Origin of the sequence: Cohnella thailandensis (assembly GCF_014212135.1) — a bacterium.
Taxonomy (GTDB): Bacteria; Bacillota; Bacilli; order Paenibacillales; family Paenibacillaceae; genus Cohnella; species Cohnella thailandensis.
In genome coordinates this window covers 375,658-391,609 of the sequence record NZ_JACJVQ010000019.1, presented here as the reverse complement: position 1 = coordinate 391,609, position 15,952 = coordinate 375,658, and the positions used below count along the sequence as shown (strand labels likewise).

At 60.4% G+C, this 15,952-nt stretch carries 10 protein-coding genes and 1 pseudogene; all 11 read right to left on the bottom strand.

Annotated features, from left to right (window positions below; genetic code table 11):
• Window positions 1-175 precede the first annotated feature (175 nt).
• Window positions 176-1,171, bottom strand: coding sequence for a zinc-dependent alcohol dehydrogenase family protein (locus H7B67_RS22510; RefSeq protein WP_185122108.1), 996 nt, complete (start codon window positions 1,169-1,171; stop codon window positions 176-178).
• Between the two features lie 143 nt (window positions 1,172-1,314).
• Entirely contained in the window at window positions 1,315-3,264 is a 1,950-nt protein-coding gene (locus H7B67_RS22505; protein WP_209649170.1) for a glycoside hydrolase family 183 protein, read from the bottom strand.
• 70 nt (window positions 3,265-3,334) lie between these two features.
• On the bottom strand, window positions 3,335-5,608 hold the full coding sequence (locus H7B67_RS22500; protein ID WP_185122107.1) for a DUF6259 domain-containing protein: 2,274 nt from the start codon (window positions 5,606-5,608) through the stop codon (window positions 3,335-3,337).
• Between the two features lie 27 nt (window positions 5,609-5,635).
• A complete protein-coding gene (locus H7B67_RS22495) occupies window positions 5,636-6,460 on the bottom strand; it encodes a carbohydrate ABC transporter permease (RefSeq protein WP_185122106.1) in 825 nt (274 codons plus the stop codon).
• Window positions 6,461-6,484: 24 nt separating this feature from the next.
• The gene (locus tag H7B67_RS22490; protein WP_185122105.1) at window positions 6,485-7,372 is read right to left on the bottom strand and encodes a carbohydrate ABC transporter permease; all 888 of its coding nucleotides are present in this window, start codon (window positions 7,370-7,372) and stop codon (window positions 6,485-6,487) included.
• A gap of 74 nt (window positions 7,373-7,446) precedes the next feature.
• Entirely contained in the window at window positions 7,447-8,868 is a 1,422-nt protein-coding gene (locus tag H7B67_RS22485; protein WP_185122104.1) for an ABC transporter substrate-binding protein, read from the bottom strand.
• A 79-nt stretch (window positions 8,869-8,947) separates the two neighbouring features.
• Window positions 8,948-9,852 (bottom strand): annotated as a pseudogene (locus tag H7B67_RS30675) (glycoside hydrolase family 183 protein).
• A 252-nt stretch (window positions 9,853-10,104) separates the two neighbouring features.
• On the bottom strand, window positions 10,105-11,214 hold the full coding sequence (locus H7B67_RS22475) for a glycoside hydrolase family 172 protein (protein WP_185122103.1): 1,110 nt from the start codon (window positions 11,212-11,214) through the stop codon (window positions 10,105-10,107).
• Window positions 11,215-11,268: 54 nt separating this feature from the next.
• A complete protein-coding gene (locus tag H7B67_RS22470; protein ID WP_185122102.1) occupies window positions 11,269-12,954 on the bottom strand; it encodes a ribulokinase in 1,686 nt (561 codons plus the stop codon).
• A gap of 21 nt (window positions 12,955-12,975) precedes the next feature.
• Window positions 12,976-14,769, bottom strand: coding sequence for an L-fucose isomerase (locus H7B67_RS22465; RefSeq protein WP_185122101.1), 1,794 nt, complete (start codon window positions 14,767-14,769; stop codon window positions 12,976-12,978).
• Between the two features lie 58 nt (window positions 14,770-14,827).
• Window positions 14,828-15,835 carry a LacI family DNA-binding transcriptional regulator gene (locus tag H7B67_RS22460; protein ID WP_185122100.1) on the bottom strand — a complete coding sequence of 336 codons (1,008 nt, stop codon included), beginning with the start codon at window positions 15,833-15,835 and terminating at the stop codon, window positions 14,828-14,830.
• Window positions 15,836-15,952 lie beyond the last annotated feature (117 nt).

The following is a 15,952-nucleotide window of genomic DNA, read 5'->3' as shown; positions in this document are numbered from 1 at the left end:
CATGCGGCAAGGCTCCATCCGGCGAAATCGACCGGTTCGTCCTGGAACGTCGGATACGCATTGCGATACGGATGACCTCCCCGCGCCGATAAAGCAAATCTTCAGCTTGCGTTCATGCTCGAAATTGCAGGCGACCATGTCAGCGGTCCCCCCTATTCGCATCGCGATTGAACGATCACCCGATCCGAATCTGTACCTTGAGAAGCTCCGGATCCTTCGGCTTGGCTAGAAAATCAGGCGTTTCTTCCAGCGCGATGACTTTGGAGACGAGAGGCTCCAGTTGAACGCGTCCTTCCTTGACCCACTCGAAAGCAGGCAGGAACGTATGGTTGATCGCCATCGACCCGAGGATCGTCCAATCCCGATGGTAGATATCGAACGGGTTGACACGGATTTGCGCGTCCTTCGGCGTGACGCCGAATTGCAAATACTTGGCTGTCTTGCCGAGATAGGTCATGGCTTCCTCGATGACCGCCGGAATGCCCGTCGCATCGACGACGACGTCGAACTTGCGGCCATTCAAAGCGGTTTTGTTCCGTGCGTTCACCGCCTCGGTCGCGCCGAGCGTCCGCGCGAGCTCCAGCTTGCGGTCCGACACGTCGACGACCGTCAGCCGGGAAGCCCCGAGGCGGGTCAGGGATTGCACGAGCTGCAAGCCCATCGCCCCGGCGCCGAACAGCAGGACGGAATGGCCCGCCTGCAGCTGCAGCCGGTTCATCGCATGAACGACGCAAGCCATCGGCTCGATGAACGCGGCGGTCGCCATAGACATAGCATCGGGGATGCGCACGACGTTCCGGACGGGCACTTTCACGTATTCGGCCATGCTGCCGTCCGCGGTGTTGCCCAGCGCCCCCCAATCCTCGCATTGGTTGCCCCGGTTGGTCAGGCAATAAACGCAGCGGCCGCAGAACAGCGAAGGATCCGCCGTGACCCGGTCGCCGACATGCAAGCCTTCGACGCCTTCCCCGAGCTCGTGAATCGTGCCCGAGAACTCGTGCCCCGGAATGATCGGATAAGGAGACAGGAACTCCCCTTCGTAAATATGAAAGTCCGTCCCGCAAACGCCGACCCGCTCCACGCGGATGACGACCTCTCCCGCTCCCGCGACCGGGTCGGGAACTTCCTTGACAACCGCGCGATGCGGCTTTTCGATTACAAGCGCTCTCATGATTCCTCACCTCGTTGATGTCTGGTTGAGTTTGCCTTCCCAGACCGCCGACGCTCTAACCCGAATTTCTCGGGTTACGGCTTCGCCGGCGATCTCTTTCGGCGCTCTAACCCGAATATCTCGGGTTACGGCTTCGCCGCGACTCAGTTCTTCGTCAAACGAAAATCGTCCGCCTGGATCCACGTGTCGCCCGTCGCCCACATGCCGGCGTAGATCTCCAAGCTGTGGTTGTTCCCGGAGTTGAACGCGACCGTCAGCAGCGTGTAATTCGGCAGGCTGGCGAATGGCGTCTCGCTAAGGATCGCTCCTCCGTTCATCAGCCGCGCCCCGAAGTAACCGTCATTGTTGTTCGAGGAGGTGCGCACCCAAGCCGTCAGTGTATAGTTCGCGTTCGGCTCGACGAACACTTCCTGTTTGATCGCGTTCCAACCGCTGTCATAGCGCGCATATCCGTTATTTGAACCCGTATGGGCAAAGCCGAGATTCCGGTCCACGCCCGCGTTCCCGTTCGCGTACCATGGAGACGTCAGCGAAGACGTCGGCTGCGACTCGAAGCCCGCATGGCCGACGAGATTCGCTTCCCGGACGACGCTTACGTCGTCGAGCTGCAGCCACGTATCGCCGTTCGCCCATAGTCCGGCGTACAATTCGACGACGGAGTTGCTGCCCGAATGGAAGCTGACGGTCAGCTCCGTGTAGTTCGGCAAGCTGCCGAAATGCGTCTCGCTGATGACGGCCCCGTCGTTCGGAAGCCGGGCTCCGAAGTAGCCTTCCGTGTTGTTGCTTGACGTCTTCACCCAGCCCTTCAGCGTATAGTCGGTGTTCGGCTGCACGACGATCCGCTGCTTGATCGCGTTCCAGCCGCTGCCGTTGCGCACGTACCCGTTGTTCGTTCCCGTGCGGGCGTATCCGAGATTCCGGTCGATGCCGCCCTCTCCCGTCACGTACCAAGGGGCCATGATCGGCGTCTGGGCTTGCGTCTCGAAGCTCGGATCGGAGATTAGATTATCGCCGAGCATATCGCTCGTCAGCGTCGCCTTCATCAGGTGCGTGTTGTAGTCGGGATACCAAGTCGACATGATAAAGTACAGATCGGGCCCGTTGTTCGAGAGCGGATGCATAAAAGCATTGTATTGGCCAAGCCCCGTGAAATTGCCCGGAACGAGAATTTTCTCCCCGCTCCACGGCCCTACCGGAGTAGCCGCGTCGCGCATGACGATCGTTTGCCGGTCCTCGTTCAAATACGTCATGATATAGCGTTTAAAATACGTGTTGTACGCGACGGACATCTCCCCGGCCACGCCGATCGCCACCGGACGGGCCGACGCCTCGCCGGTCGCCCAGCCGTTGCCGTCCCAGTACCGGTAAGCGCCGATGTCCAGCATCGAATTCTCCGGCACTCGGGCCAGATATACGTCGCCGAACCGGCCGTTCGGCGTGGCGTACATGTAAACGAAGCCGCTGTCCTTCAAGAAAGCCGCCATCTGGAAGCGGCTGTCCCACGTCGTCGTATTGTTAACCCATCTCGCGGACGGACTCTTTATCCAGTTCTGTCCGTTGTCGTCCGAGTACGCGATCCCTGAATAGTTCGTGTACCAACGGCCTGCCGAGCCCCAGTGATTAACGGACATGTAGTGAATGTAGCTGCGGCTGCCTACCGTCACTCCCGCCGTCGGTATGACCGTCATCTCGTCGTTGTTGATTTTTTTGGACGACAGGATTTCTTTGGCGAAGCCGGGCGAGCTTTGGATCATCGTGTCGAAGGACAAGCCGTCCGCCAGGTTCGTGTCCGACGAGGTCGCCAGCACGTTGCTGCGCGTCCAGTTGCCCGCGCTGTCGTTCGTGTCGCCGAAGGCGATGAAGTATTGCCCGGGGCTCTTCTCCCACACGATGCCCAGATCGGTCCCTCCGACGTTGTAGTTCGCCGCGGTCTGGTTCGGGTTGGGCATCGTCTCGCCCGACGGCGTCGCGCCGGTCACTCGAGCGACCATTGTCGTTCCCGTCGGCGTCAGCGCCGAAGCGCTTCCGATCGTTAACGTTCCGATAGCCGCGGAGACGGCGAGCAGCGCCGTCAGCATTCGGTTTCTTCTCATCAATGGCACCTTCTCTTCGGATTAGATAGAAGTCCAAGATGACTAAACTAGTTGTTATTCATTCGGCTCTTCACGCGGCGCTAAGGGTCCCCTCCAGCATTGCGACGCTAAACGCCGGCAGGAGCAGCTCCAGCTCGCCATCCGCCGACAAGCTCCATTGGAGCGGATCCGCTCCCGCTCCCTCGCCTGCCGCCTCCGTCGTCCCGGCCGCCGCCTCGGCCGAATACAAGCGGCCGGCCCATTCGCGGACGCCGTACGTCCCCGGCTCCAGCCGGACGCGCACCTGCTGCGTATCGCTGCTTGCGTTGGCGAAGAACAGCGCGACGCTCTCCTCCTTGTACCTCCAAGCGGAATGAACGACCGAATCGACCTCCAGCTTCCCGGAGTCGTTGTACTCCGGCGTCTCCTTGCCATGGTTGTAATGAAACCACTCGGCTCTCATCCGCGGGCTTTCGAATGCCAGCGGACGCAGCATGCTGCCGTAAGCCCAATACTTGTTCGCGGCCCCGATCCGCAGCTTCGCGTACGCGCCCAGGTACGCCGCCCGCTCCGTCGAGAAAGCGTACCCTCGCGGCTCGAAAGAATAATAATGCTCCTCGGGAGCGTTCTCCCGCCCGTCCAGAGACTCCATCGGGCTGTACTCGTAATTCAGCTCGTACAAGCCGCCCCACAAATACGTCCGAGCCACCGTGTAATAGTAAAGACGTCCGATCTCCGTCGTCAGCTTGCCCCAGCCGTCCATCCTTAGCGCTCCGTATTCGTGGTAGACGTAGGCGAACATCGGGATCAGCTCCGCGTCGCCCGACTTCAGCAGGTCGCGAACCGGCCACAGCTCGAGAGGCGCCGCCGGTTGTCCTCCCGCCCGCGCTTGATAGAAATCGATAAGTCCGATCATCGTCTCGTTCATCATCTCCGTGCCCATCGGTACGTAACGTCCGGCAACCTCGGCCATCGCGGCCTTCGTATCCGCGTAGTTGCGCCGGTACGCCTCCTCGATGAGCCGACCCGCTCCGACCGGGTGGCCGTGGGAATCGTCCATGCACGCCTTCAAGATGTTGTTCGCGGAGATGTCGTAGTAAATCGCATCCACGCCGACCGTCCTCTGCAGCTCCTTATCCCGCCGGACGTGGAAATCGTGCGCGTAGGGGTGAGCTGGGCAGAGGAACGGGAACTTATAGGCGTCCACGCTTTTTTTCCGTTCCGGGAACTTCTGCGCGGCCGCCCGTCCGAGCTCGCCGTCCGCCCCGCCGAAGTTATACAGGTAGTCGAATTCGAACGGGGCGAATCGGTCGCCGTACTCCTTCATCAGAGCCAGATTGTCCGGGTTGAACCTCGTCGGGAACCAGTCGTCGAACCCGCCGGGCACGCCCCTGCCGAACGCCTGCGGAGCGTTCGTCCAATCCGGCCCGAGCACGTGGAACATCGGGGTCCCGATATGCTCGTGGTAAGCGCGCAGCCAGTCCGTCCGGTCGGAGCCCGCGTTGATGCCGAACGTGGCTGCTCCCATCTCCTCGTAGAGCCATCTATGCCCTTCCGCAGCCGCCCGATCCTCCGCAAGACCGTCCGAGCACCAGATCTGCCTCGCAGCCCATGATTTGTAGCGGTCCGCCGCCTCGTGCCAGTCCTCTCCCGCAAGCAGGGACACCTGCACCGAATACGAAGGAGCGATGCCCTTGCCCGGGCCGATGTCCTCGCAGCCGTGAATGAAGGAAGCTTCCAGCAGTCCATTGCCGTTCTTGTAGAAATTCAGCCACTTCGGGTGCCCTTCTCCGTCCATCGCCGCGAAGTACAGTCCGCCGCGGTTCTGCCCGTAATAGGCAAAAAACTGCATCGTCGCGCCCGAGAAGCTCTCGGGATACGGCATGTGCCGGAAGCCGGTCCCTTCGTTCGCGAATCGTTTCATCGGATTGCGAACCCGAACGCCCGTCGCGAACGGATGGGCGATCCAATCCCCGCTCCCATGCTCGGTAATCTCCCTCAAGTCGGGAAAGATAGGATATTCCAAGCCGTGCAGCCGCAACGCCGAGCCGTTGTCCGCCCGGCAGTCGAAGACGAGCTCTCCTTCCTCGGATGCCAGCGCCGCGCGGGCGAATACCGTGATGCCCGCTTCCGTTCGCCAGACGAACGATACCTGTCTGACGCGACCGCTCTCGTCCTTGGACTCCGACCATTCGAACGCCGTGAAGGCGCCGCTCTCTCCTTCGTCCGTCTCTAGCCGAAACGGCTCGCTTCCCGCCGAATCCGCGATATAGTCGATTCCCTTCTTTGTATCGCGCAGGGCGCGGATCGTACCGTCCGCAGCGCTGAACTCCACGCGAATGCTCTCGTTCTCCAATACGATCACTTTGTCAGCCTCCTATTCCGGACAAGGTCACTTCAAACCGGAGATTTTGATGCCAGCGATGATGTAGCGTTGGAAGATCAGGAACAGGATAAGCGTCGGCGCGGCGGCCAGCGCGGACCCGGCCATCAGGAGCCCCATCTCGGATCCCCGTTCGGAACGGAAGTTGTACAAGTACTGCATGATCTGGAACAGATCCGGGTTGGTGATCGTCATCGTCGGCCAGACGAACGAATTCCAATAGCCCAGATAAGCCCCGATCCCGACGATGACGAAGACGGGGAAGGACATCGGCACGAAGATGCTCGTGAAGATGCGGAAGCGTCCCGCGCCGTCGATCAACGCCGCTTCTTCGAGCGCGAGAGGAATGTTGAGGTAGAATTGCCGGATGAAGAACATCTGTCCGGCCGAAGCGACGCCGGGCAGCACAAGCACCGCCAGCGTGTCGAGCATCCCCAATTTGTTGACGACGATAAAGGAAGTGAGCAGAATCGACATGGCCGGGACGAACATCGTCATGATGACGTAAACCCACAGGAGCCGCTTGAAGCGAAACTCCAGGCGGGCGAACACGTAAGCCGCGCTGGCATTGACGAATAGCGTAAGCGCCGCGAACAGGACAGCGCCTCCGAACGTAACCGCCATCGCCTTGGTGAAGACCGGATCCTTCAGGATTTCGGCGTAATTCTCGGCCAGCCACACCTTGGGGAAAAAACGAAACGGCGTCGCCAACACTTCCGCCTTGCCTTTGAATCCGGCGATGACGACCCAAATGAGCGGGAACAGCGCGACAAGCGCCACCAGTCCGCTAATTACCGTCAGCAGGACTTTTGGGATAGAGCTACTTTTCTGCATGTCCGTATCCTCCTTCCGGGAACGTCATCCGTCCACCGCTTTCTCCGAATTGAGCACTCTGAAGATGATCGCCGAGATGGCGCCCAGCACCACGAACAACAGCAGAGAGGCGGCGATCGAGTTGCCGACCATCACGTCGTTGCGGAAGTGGTTGAAAATGTACAGGTTGGGCGTCGTCGTCGCGTCGAGCGGACCGCCGCCGGTCATGACGAGCGACAGCTCGTACTGGGAGATTTGCGCCGTAAATCCGGTTACCAGAAGGTACAGAATGACGTTGCGCAAGAGCGGGATCGTAATGTACCACATCTTCTTGAAGGCGCCAGCGCCTTCCAGGTCGGCCGCTTCGTAATAGCTCTCCGGAATATCGTACAGGCCGGCCAGCATGATCAAAGAGGTTAAGCCGAACCCGAGCCAGATAGCGGGAGCGGCAACGCTCGGAAGCGCGGAGCCGACGTCGGCCAGCCATGCCTTCGGCTCCGTGCCGAACAAACCGAGAACGTAGTTGGCCAGACCGCCCGTGTAATCGTAGATGAACACGAAGATAACCGAGGCGACGATACCGGAGATAATCGTCGGAATATAGATGGCCGTTTTGACGAAGGAACCCATCTTGGACCCGATATTCTTGATCAAGTTAGCGAACAGGAACGAAAGAATCAGCATGGAGGGCACGACCATGAGCGCGAATTTAAGTCCGGTCCACACCGACTTGCCGAACAGGCGATCCGTCAGCACCAGGTAATAATTGCGGAAGCCGACGAAGGTCGAGTCTTGATAGAAGCTCCAATTGTAGAAGCTGACGCACGCCGCGTATACGAAAGGAATGATGACGAAAATCGTTAACAACGCCAAAATGGGAAGCAGCATCGTATAGGCCATCGCGTTGTCTTGGCGGTAATTCTTCTTGAACATGAGCGCTCATCTCCGTCTGTCGGGATGTGGCGAACGCACCGGGAGCGGACGGCCCGCCCCCGGCACGCTTCCGTTTATTGCTTCGGATTCGTTCCCGCAATCTTGTTCTTAGTAATGAAGTCGTTAATGTCTTTCTCCGCTTTGGCCAGCGCCTTGTCCACGTCGGTTCCCTTCATCGCGGATTCGATCGCCGTGCCGAACGCCAAGCTGATATCCCACGGATAGATCGGCTCCGGCTTGGAATACGGAACGATCTTCTCGGCGATCATCGCGCGAACTTCGTCCTTCGAAGCGTCCGGATCGGTCTTCATCGCTTCGTCGACGGATTTGCGCGGCGTGAACTTGGAGAACTGCGCCCCGCGGAAGTAGTCGAGCACGACGTTCGGATCGCCCGCGAGCAGGTAGGAGATGTAGGATGCCGCTTCCTTCGCATGCTTCGACTTGCCGTCGACGGCGAGCGACCAGCCGCCGAGCGTCGCCGTCGTGTTGTTCGGGTTGCCGTCGATCGTCGGCATCGGAGCGACCCCGATTTTGCCTACGATATCCTTGTAGCTGTTCCGGAGCTGGCCGATCGCCCAGGATCCGTTGACCATCATGGCAACCTTGCCTTCGCCGAACGGCTTGGCGTCTGTGTAGCCGGCAAGCTGCTGCTTCGGCATGATGCCCGACTGGTAAGCTTGTTGATAGAAGCTCACCAGCTTCTTGTAGCCGTCGTTTTGTAAATCGGCTTTGGACCAGTCGTCGGCGATCGGCAGATGTCCGGCGGCGTTGTACTGCAAGCCCCAGCTCGACCAGCTGATCTCGGGCGCGATCTGCGCGGTCGTGAAGCCGAAGACTCCTTTCGCGGTAAGCGCTTTGCCGGCCTCGAGCAGTTCGTCCCAAGTGGCCGGCGGAGTCGAAGGATCGAGACCCGCCGCTTCGAACATGTCCTTCCGGTAGTACAGTACCGCGGACGGCTCTACCAGCCATGGATAAGCGTAGTACTTGTCGCCGACGGAGACGAAGTCCTTCATGTTGTCGTAGAGGTCGTCGAACGCGGTCTCATCCATCAAATCGTTGAGTGCTTGAATTTCGCCCAACTTGGCGGAATTGGCGACTCCGTTGTAGCTGATCGTCCAGACGTCCGGCGCCTTGCCGGCCGCCTGCGCCGCCTTCATTTTCTGAGCCCAGGCGTCGCCGGGAACGATCGTCAGATTCACTTTGACGTTGCCTTGCGACTTGTTGAATTCGTCCGTCCACTTCTTGAACCACGCGGTCGTCGTGTCCTCGAACTTGTTCGCCCAAACCTCGATCGTCACCGGTTCCCCGGAAGGGGCGCTGGCGGAAGGGCTTGCGCTTTCGCTCGGGTTGGCCGAGGAGCTGGAAGACGCGGATGGCGATGGGCTGGCGTTCGAGCCTCCGTCGTTGTTCGAACCGCCGCATCCGGCCAATAGGATCGACATCACCATCGGAGCCGTTACGAGTACCGCCAAACTCTTTTTGCGATTCACTTGCATGTTGAATCCTCCCTTTTTTTGTGTGGTCGTGCTATTTAAACGCGAGGCGTTTAAACCAACATTTGAGTTGTATCCGCTTTCATTTCTCAAGCGAGGCTTTGAACCAGAACACGTTGTAGGGATCCCAGAGCGACAGGGCGAAATAAATCGTTCGACCGCCGTCCTCGATATACCGTTCGTTCATAAACGGGGCGTACAAGCCCGGCTGCTCGGCCGCCGTCACCAGATCGACGGCTTCGCCCCATGGTCCCCATGGAGCCAACCCCTCGCGGATGACGGCACCTTCGCCTTCCTTCAAGTAAGTCATCAGCCATCTCTCGAGATACGGATTCCAGACGACGGACAACTCCCCCGCCGTATCGTCCACCACCGTCTTCGCCTGCTCTATGTCGGAGCTCCAGACCGGCTCTCCCTTCTCGTTCTGACCGGCGTAATAAAGGTAAGCGTCCGCTTTCTCGATGTCCGGCTCCGCGACCTTCATCAGCTTCACGCCGCCGAACCGGCCGGATGGAATGCACCAGAAGAATATATCGCTAGGACTATCGTCGATTTGAACTTTGTAAGGGCTTACTTGAATGAAGTTGCCGTCCCCCGCCCACTTCAGATCGTCCAGGAGCGTCCAGTTCTGCCCTCCGTCCGTCGACTTGGCGACGCTCGCGTAATTGGCGTCCCACCTGCCGGGGTCTCCCCAGTGGTTCACGGACATGTAGTAGAGATAAAGCGCTCCGTTCGCGGCGATGCCGTACGTCGGTATCTTCGTCATCTCGTCGTAGTCCAGCTTCTTCGAAGGCAGCAGCTCTTTGGGAAGCCGACGTCGTCCGTGATCATCCCGTCCAGCGCAATGCCGTCCGCAGGATTAACGTCGGTCGTGTAGCCGATCGCGTTGGAGCGCCAGAAGCTGCCTCCTCCCCCGACCTGGCCCGCCGATCGCTCGCCGAACGTGTCGCCGAACACGAAGTACGTTTTGTCTCCGTCGTTGATCATGGAGCCGAGGTCGGTGCCGTACACGGCGTATCGGTCCGTCTTGTTCGGCGATTCCGCGCCGGTGAGCTGGGACACCCGTTCGAGGCCGCTCACCCCCTTCAGCACGAAGTCCTTGCCCTTTGAGGTCAGCATCGGCTCGTCGCCGCCCCCTCCGTAGCACCCGGAGAGGAGCAGGACAAACGCCGCCGTCAGCCCTGCGATTTTCCCCTTCAACCGATCCTCTCCCTTCCGAGTTGCCGCATTCGTTGCCTGTCAAGGATTGGGATGGCCGAAGATCTTATCGAGACTATCCTGGTTAAACGGTTTAATGTCCGGAAGCGGGAGACGCTTCTCCGCCTTCGGCAGCTCGGGGAACGGACGGTGCGGCTCCGCTTGATACCAATAGGCCGTGGAGGAGACGTCGTCGCTGCGATGGTTGTTGTGGCCGTGCTCGATCGTCACCTTGATGCTCTTGTCGAACATGATCGGGTCGAGGATATGGTAGCGGTACGTCGAGATTTTGCCGCTCCAGTTCGGGCCCCCGCCCAAAATGATGCCGTGATACGGAGTGCATACTTCCTGCTGCGGGCACCAGGCGGTATTGAAGTAGTCCTCCATCCCGGTTCCGTGCAGCGTCGGCGGCCAAGGCTCCCCATCGATGAAGATCATGTCGTCTCCTTCTCCGTACCAGTTCCATTCGCGCGTGTCGCGAAGGTTGTGGACGTTGAAGTTGCAGCCGACGTAGTGGCCGCGGCCGACCGCGTCGAGAATGACGTAGTTGCCGTCGCCGGTCGTGTTCTTGCCGCCGAATTCGAAGAACGCGTTATCGACGCCGTCCTCCGGAATGCCTTCGGTCGGGCTTTCCCTATGCCATTGGGCATGGAATCGAAGCTCTTCGGCCGGAAGGGACTCGTACTGCTCGTAGTCGATATAGAAATAAAACTTGATCGGCTGCTCCGCTTCGCTCTCGATCGTGATGCGCGCCCCTTCGGAGAACGGCATTCGGAAGAAGCTGTTGAACGCTTTGCCGTCCTCCGGACTCATCATGAGCGCCGCGGACGTATAGTTGCGGGTCAGGCCGTGCCCCATTCCGAAGAAGTCCCCGATCGGCGCTTCGACGCTCGGTTCCGTCTCGCCGTCCCAATACATGCGGAGCACGATTTTGCGGGGAAGGAAGATCTCCTCCGCCGGAGCGTCTGTCGCCATCGTCATCCAGATATGAGTGATGGCTCCCGCTCCGTCGATCGTGCAGACCTCCGTAAGATCGCCCGGCCGAATGGAGAAGTAATCCTTGTTGCCGCCGGTACGGTCGTAGCTCGATTCGCGCTTGCGCTTGCCGGTTCTGGCGAGGCTGAGAGAGGCGAGTTGATTGGCTGGATGCATAGCTGACACTCCTTAGTCGAATTTTCAGAGTTCCTGCAATCGATTGCAGAACGATTATGATAAGCCTGGTTGCCGTTGTTCGCCTTTGATCGCCTTCAGCCGCTTCATGACGTCATCCGCGCCTCGGCCGAAGTAATCGTGCAGTTCCTTGTATTCCCGATAAAGCTTATCGTAGACGGCGACGTTGTCCGGAATCGGTTTAAACGTCTCTTCCCGGATCCGGGCCATCCGATCCGCCGCCTCCACGACGGAGTCGAACCCTCCGGCTTCCGCTCCCGCCGCCACCGCCCCGAACATCGCCGCGCCGAGCGCCGCCGTCTGGGTCGAATCGGCGATGCGGATCTCCCTTCCGGTGACGTCCGCGTAAATCTGCATGAGCAGCCGGTTTCTCTGCGGCAGTCCTCCGCAAGCGTAAAGCTCTTCGACGTCCACCCCGCTTCGTTCAAAAGCTTCGATAACCGCCCGCGTTCCGAAGGCGGTCGCTTCGAGCAGCGCCCGGTACATCTCCTCCGGCTTCGTCTGGAGCGTTAAGCCGACGATGACGCCGGAGAGATCCGCATCCATCAGCACGGAGCGGTTGCCGTTCCACCAATCGAGCGCGACGAGGCCGCTCTCTCCCGGCTTGGCGGCTGCCGCGCGGCGCTCCAGCCATTCGTGGACGGACACTCCTTCCTCGGCCGCGTTCTCCTTCGCGTACGAGGGAACCGCTTCTTCCACGTACCAGGCGAAGATGTCTCCGACCGCGGATTGCCCGGCCTCATAGCCGTAATAGCCGGGTACGATACCGTCCTCCACGACGCCGCAGATGCCTTCTGCGTGCACCTCGCGGTCGCTCAGCAGCAGGTGGCAGGTCGAAGTGCCCATCGCCATGACCAGCTTACCGGGCGTGACGACGCCGACGGCCGGCACCATGGCGTGCGCGTCGATATTGCCGACCGCGACCGCCGTTCCGGGGCGCAATCCCAAGAGCTGCGCCATGCTCTCCGCGAGGCCTCCGGCCTTGGAGCCGAGCGCCTCGATCGGTCCGCGCAGCTTGGTCTCGGCCAGCGTCTCGAGCCGGGGATCGAGCGCCCGAAGGAAGTCCGCGGACGGGAAGCCGTCGCGCTTGTGCCAGACGGCCTTGTAGCCGGCCGTGCAGCTGTTGCGGACGAGCCGGCCCGTCATCCGCATGACGACCCAGTCCGCCGCTTCCATGAAGGCATCCGCCCGATCGTACACTTCGGGCGCTTCATTCGCAATCTGCCAGACCTTCGCAAGCATCCACTCCGAGGACAGCTTGCCTCCGTACCGGCGAAGGAACGTCTCCCCCCGTTCGGCCGCCAGCTGATTGATGCGGTTCGCCTCGCCCTGCGCCGCGTGATGCTTCCACAGCTTCACCCAGCTATGCGGGTTCTCCCGCCATTCCTCAAGCATGCAGAGCGGCGTCCCCCGCTCATCCAAGGGCATCATCGTGCAGGCCGTAAAATCGATGCCGATTCCGACGACCCGTTCCGGGTCGACGGCGGCTTCCTCCAGCACGGCCGGCACCGAACGCCTCAGAACCTCGAGGTAATCGTCCGGATGCTGCAGCGCCCAATCGTGCCCGAGCTTCGCTCCCGTTCCGGGCAGCCTCTCGTCGATGACGCCATGGGGGTATGGCGTCACGTGCGTCGCCACTTCTTCTCCCGTGGCGATGTCGACGAGCAGCGCCCGTCCCGATTCCGTTCCGTAATCGACTCCGATCGCATAACGTCGTTCCATCGCGTTTAACGCCTCCCTTCCTTACTTGTACAGCGGGCCGAACGCCGCGCAGGCGCGGAAATCCGCCCCGACCGGCTCCAAGCCGCCGAATCCCGACCAGACGCTCGGACGGAAAATCCGCTCTTCTTGAACGTTGTGCATGCTGACCGGGATGCGCAGCATCGAAGCGAGCGTTATGAGCTGATCGCCGACGTGCCCGAAGCTGACCGACGCGTGGTTCGAGCCCCAGTTGCTCATGACGGCGTAGACGTCCCGGAACAGCCCTTCCCCGGTCAAGTTCGGAACGAACCAAGTCGTCGGCCAAGTCGGGTTGCTGCGATCGTCCAGCTTGTCGTGCACGTTGTCCGGCAGCTCTACCGTATGCCCTTCGGCCAACTGCAGAACGGGCCCGACGCCTGCGATGAGATTGATGCGGGCGATCGTGACGGGCATTCCTTCGCGCGTCGTGAAGTCGGTGGAGAAGCCTCCGCCGCGGAAGAAATCGACCGCCGGACGCCACAGCGTCGCGTCCAAGCAAGCTTGCGCTTCCTCCGGAGTAATCTCCCAGAACGGCTTCATCGCCGGCTGGCCGTCCTTCGTCTGCCTGCCCGTGCCGTCCAGCGCGGCCGGTCCGGAATTGATCAGGTGGATGATGCCTCCGGCCGCCTTCCCTTCAAGCGTATGGCCGGTCACTCTCCGTACGGCGTCCGGACTCCAGTACGTGCGAACGTCGGCGAAAATCTGGGCGGCGTCCGTCAGCAGATGGCCCATCAGCATCGTCGCGGCGTTCAGCGTATCGTTCTCCGTAGCGACGATGTACGGCTCGCGAATGCCGTTCCAGTCGAAGGAGCTGTTCAGGATCGCCTCCATGAAGTCGCCGGTCGGGAAGTAATCCGTCCATGCCCTCTGACCTTGGAAGCCGGCGGCGATCGCATTGCGTCCGAGCGCTTCCTCGCCGTAGCCCATCTCCGCAAGCTTCGGATTGCCGACCATCAGGTCCCGGCCGATCAGAGCCATTCGGACGACGGTTTCCCAATCCTTCTCCTTCTGTTCGTCCGACCGCGTCAGATGAGGCGGGTTGACGTCGGGGCCGGTCCGGCAATGCTCGCGTACCCACGTCAGCGCCTTCTCGAATTCCGCCGGGTCGTAGATGCCGAGCTCCATCCGGCGGACGAACTCCGTCATATCCACGTATTCGTTGCGCATGCCCAGATACTTCTGGAAGAAAGTCTCGTCCACGATGCAACCCGCGATTCCCATCGACACCGAGCCCATCGATAGATACGACTTGCCCTGCATCGTCGCGACCGCGAGTCCCGCCTTCGCGAATCTCAGCAGCTTCTCCTGCACATCCGGAGTTATCGCGGAGTCGCCGATGTCCTGCACGTCGCGGCCGTAGATCGCGAACGCCGGAAGCCCCTTCTGGTTGTGAGCGCTCAGCGCCGCGGCCAGGTACACCGCTCCCGGACGCTCCGTTCCATTGAAGCCCCAGATGGCCTTCGGCCGCGTCGGATGCTGATCCATCGTCTCCGTCGGATAACACCAGGACGGCGTGACGGAGATCGTCAGCCCGACGTTCTCCCTGGCGAATTTCTCTTCGGCTTTGGCGGCTTCCGCCACGCCGCCGATGCACGTGTCGGCGATGATGCACTCGACCGGAAGTCCGTTGCTATGCCTAAGATTCGATGTCAGGAATTCCGCGGCCGTCCGGGCCATCTCCATCGTTACTTCTTCCAGCGATTCGCGAATGCCGCCTCGGCGGCCGTCGATAATCGGGCGAATTCCAATGCGGGGCATACTGCCCTGCAATCGATTGCAGAATGCTTGCGAATTCATCTTCGTTCATCCTCTCCCACGGTCTCCAGTTCGGCGGAATCAGCCGATCGCAGAGCGATCAGCCGATTCGATTAACTTCGTTGCGGAATATTTCAACGGCGGGCTCCGCCTCCGGCTCCTCCTTGCGGATTCTCTTCAGCAGAATCTCTCCCGCCTTGATCCCCATATCGTACGGATGCTGGTCGATGTAATGGAGTCCAGGATTCTTCAGCAGCGGTCCCGCTTCCACTTCGCCGAACGAAGCGACGGCCATGTCCTCCGGAATCTTCAGTCCGCTGCGCACGATCTCCAGCAGGACGCCGAGGCTCATCTGGTTGTTCAGCGAGACGATCGCCGTCGGCCTCGGATCGGCCTGCAGGAACTTGCGCACCGCCCTTATGCCGTCCTCCGTCGAGAATCCTCCGTTGAACACGATCGGCTGGTCCGCGATCCCGCGATCCCTCATCGCCTTCCGCACTCCCTCGAATCGCTCGCGCCCCGTGCTGACTCTCGCGGGTCCGTTCACGACCCCGATCCGAACGTGGCCTTCCGCGAGCAGCTTCTCGGTCAGTCTTGCGGCTCCTTCCTCGTTGTCTTCCGCGACAAGATCCAGCGACTTCGTTCCTTCCTCCGAGTCCAGCTTCCGGTCCACGAGCACGATCGGCAGGCCCGAATCCGAAAGCGACTTCACGGTGTCGTCGTTGCCCCCCGCGGTGGCCAAGACGACGGCGTCCACCCGCTTCTCTTGAAGCAGATTCAGCAGCCTTTCCTCTTTTTCGGGGTTCTCGTCGGAGCTGCAGAACATGAGCTGGAACCCTTCCGCTCCGACGACATCCTCGATGCCCCTGGAAATTCCCATGAAGTAGGAGTTCGAGATATCCGGAACGATCACTCCGATCATATAGGTCTTATCCTGCTTGAGGCTGCGGGCGATCGCGCTCGGCTGATAATTCAGCTTCGCCACCGCCTCCATGACCCGTTCCTTGATCTCTTCGCTTACGAAGCCGCTTTCGTTCAACACTCTGGATACGGTCGCGGTAGAGACTTCCGCCTCCGCCGCCACTTCTTTGATTGTTGCTTTAGCCAACTGCAGGTCACCTCTAAACTATGCGTTCACGCTGTAATCGTTTATGTAATCGATTACGTAAACGATTACACTGACAGGATAAAGGATGATCCGCTTGTTTGTCAACGGTCTTTTTTT

What these genes read in the sequence shown, in the direction of transcription:
- H7B67_RS22485 (WP_185122104.1), bottom strand. Translation starts at nt 8,868, where the DNA reads ATGCAAGTGAATCGCAAAAAGAGTTTGGCGGTACTCGTAACGGCTCCG.
- H7B67_RS22470 (WP_185122102.1), bottom strand. Translation starts at nt 12,954, where the DNA reads ATGGAACGACGTTATGCGATCGGAGTCGATTACGGAACGGAATCGGGA.
- H7B67_RS22475 (WP_185122103.1), bottom strand. Translation starts at nt 11,214, where the DNA reads ATGCATCCAGCCAATCAACTCGCCTCTCTCAGCCTCGCCAGAACCGGC.
- H7B67_RS22465 (WP_185122101.1), bottom strand. Translation starts at nt 14,769, where the DNA reads ATGAATTCGCAAGCATTCTGCAATCGATTGCAGGGCAGTATGCCCCGC.
- H7B67_RS22490 (WP_185122105.1), bottom strand. Translation starts at nt 7,372, where the DNA reads ATGTTCAAGAAGAATTACCGCCAAGACAACGCGATGGCCTATACGATG.
- H7B67_RS22505 (WP_209649170.1), bottom strand. Translation starts at nt 3,264, where the DNA reads ATGAGAAGAAACCGAATGCTGACGGCGCTGCTCGCCGTCTCCGCGGCT.
- H7B67_RS22510 (WP_185122108.1), bottom strand. Translation starts at nt 1,171, where the DNA reads ATGAGAGCGCTTGTAATCGAAAAGCCGCATCGCGCGGTTGTCAAGGAA.
- H7B67_RS22495 (WP_185122106.1), bottom strand. Translation starts at nt 6,460, where the DNA reads ATGCAGAAAAGTAGCTCTATCCCAAAAGTCCTGCTGACGGTAATTAGC.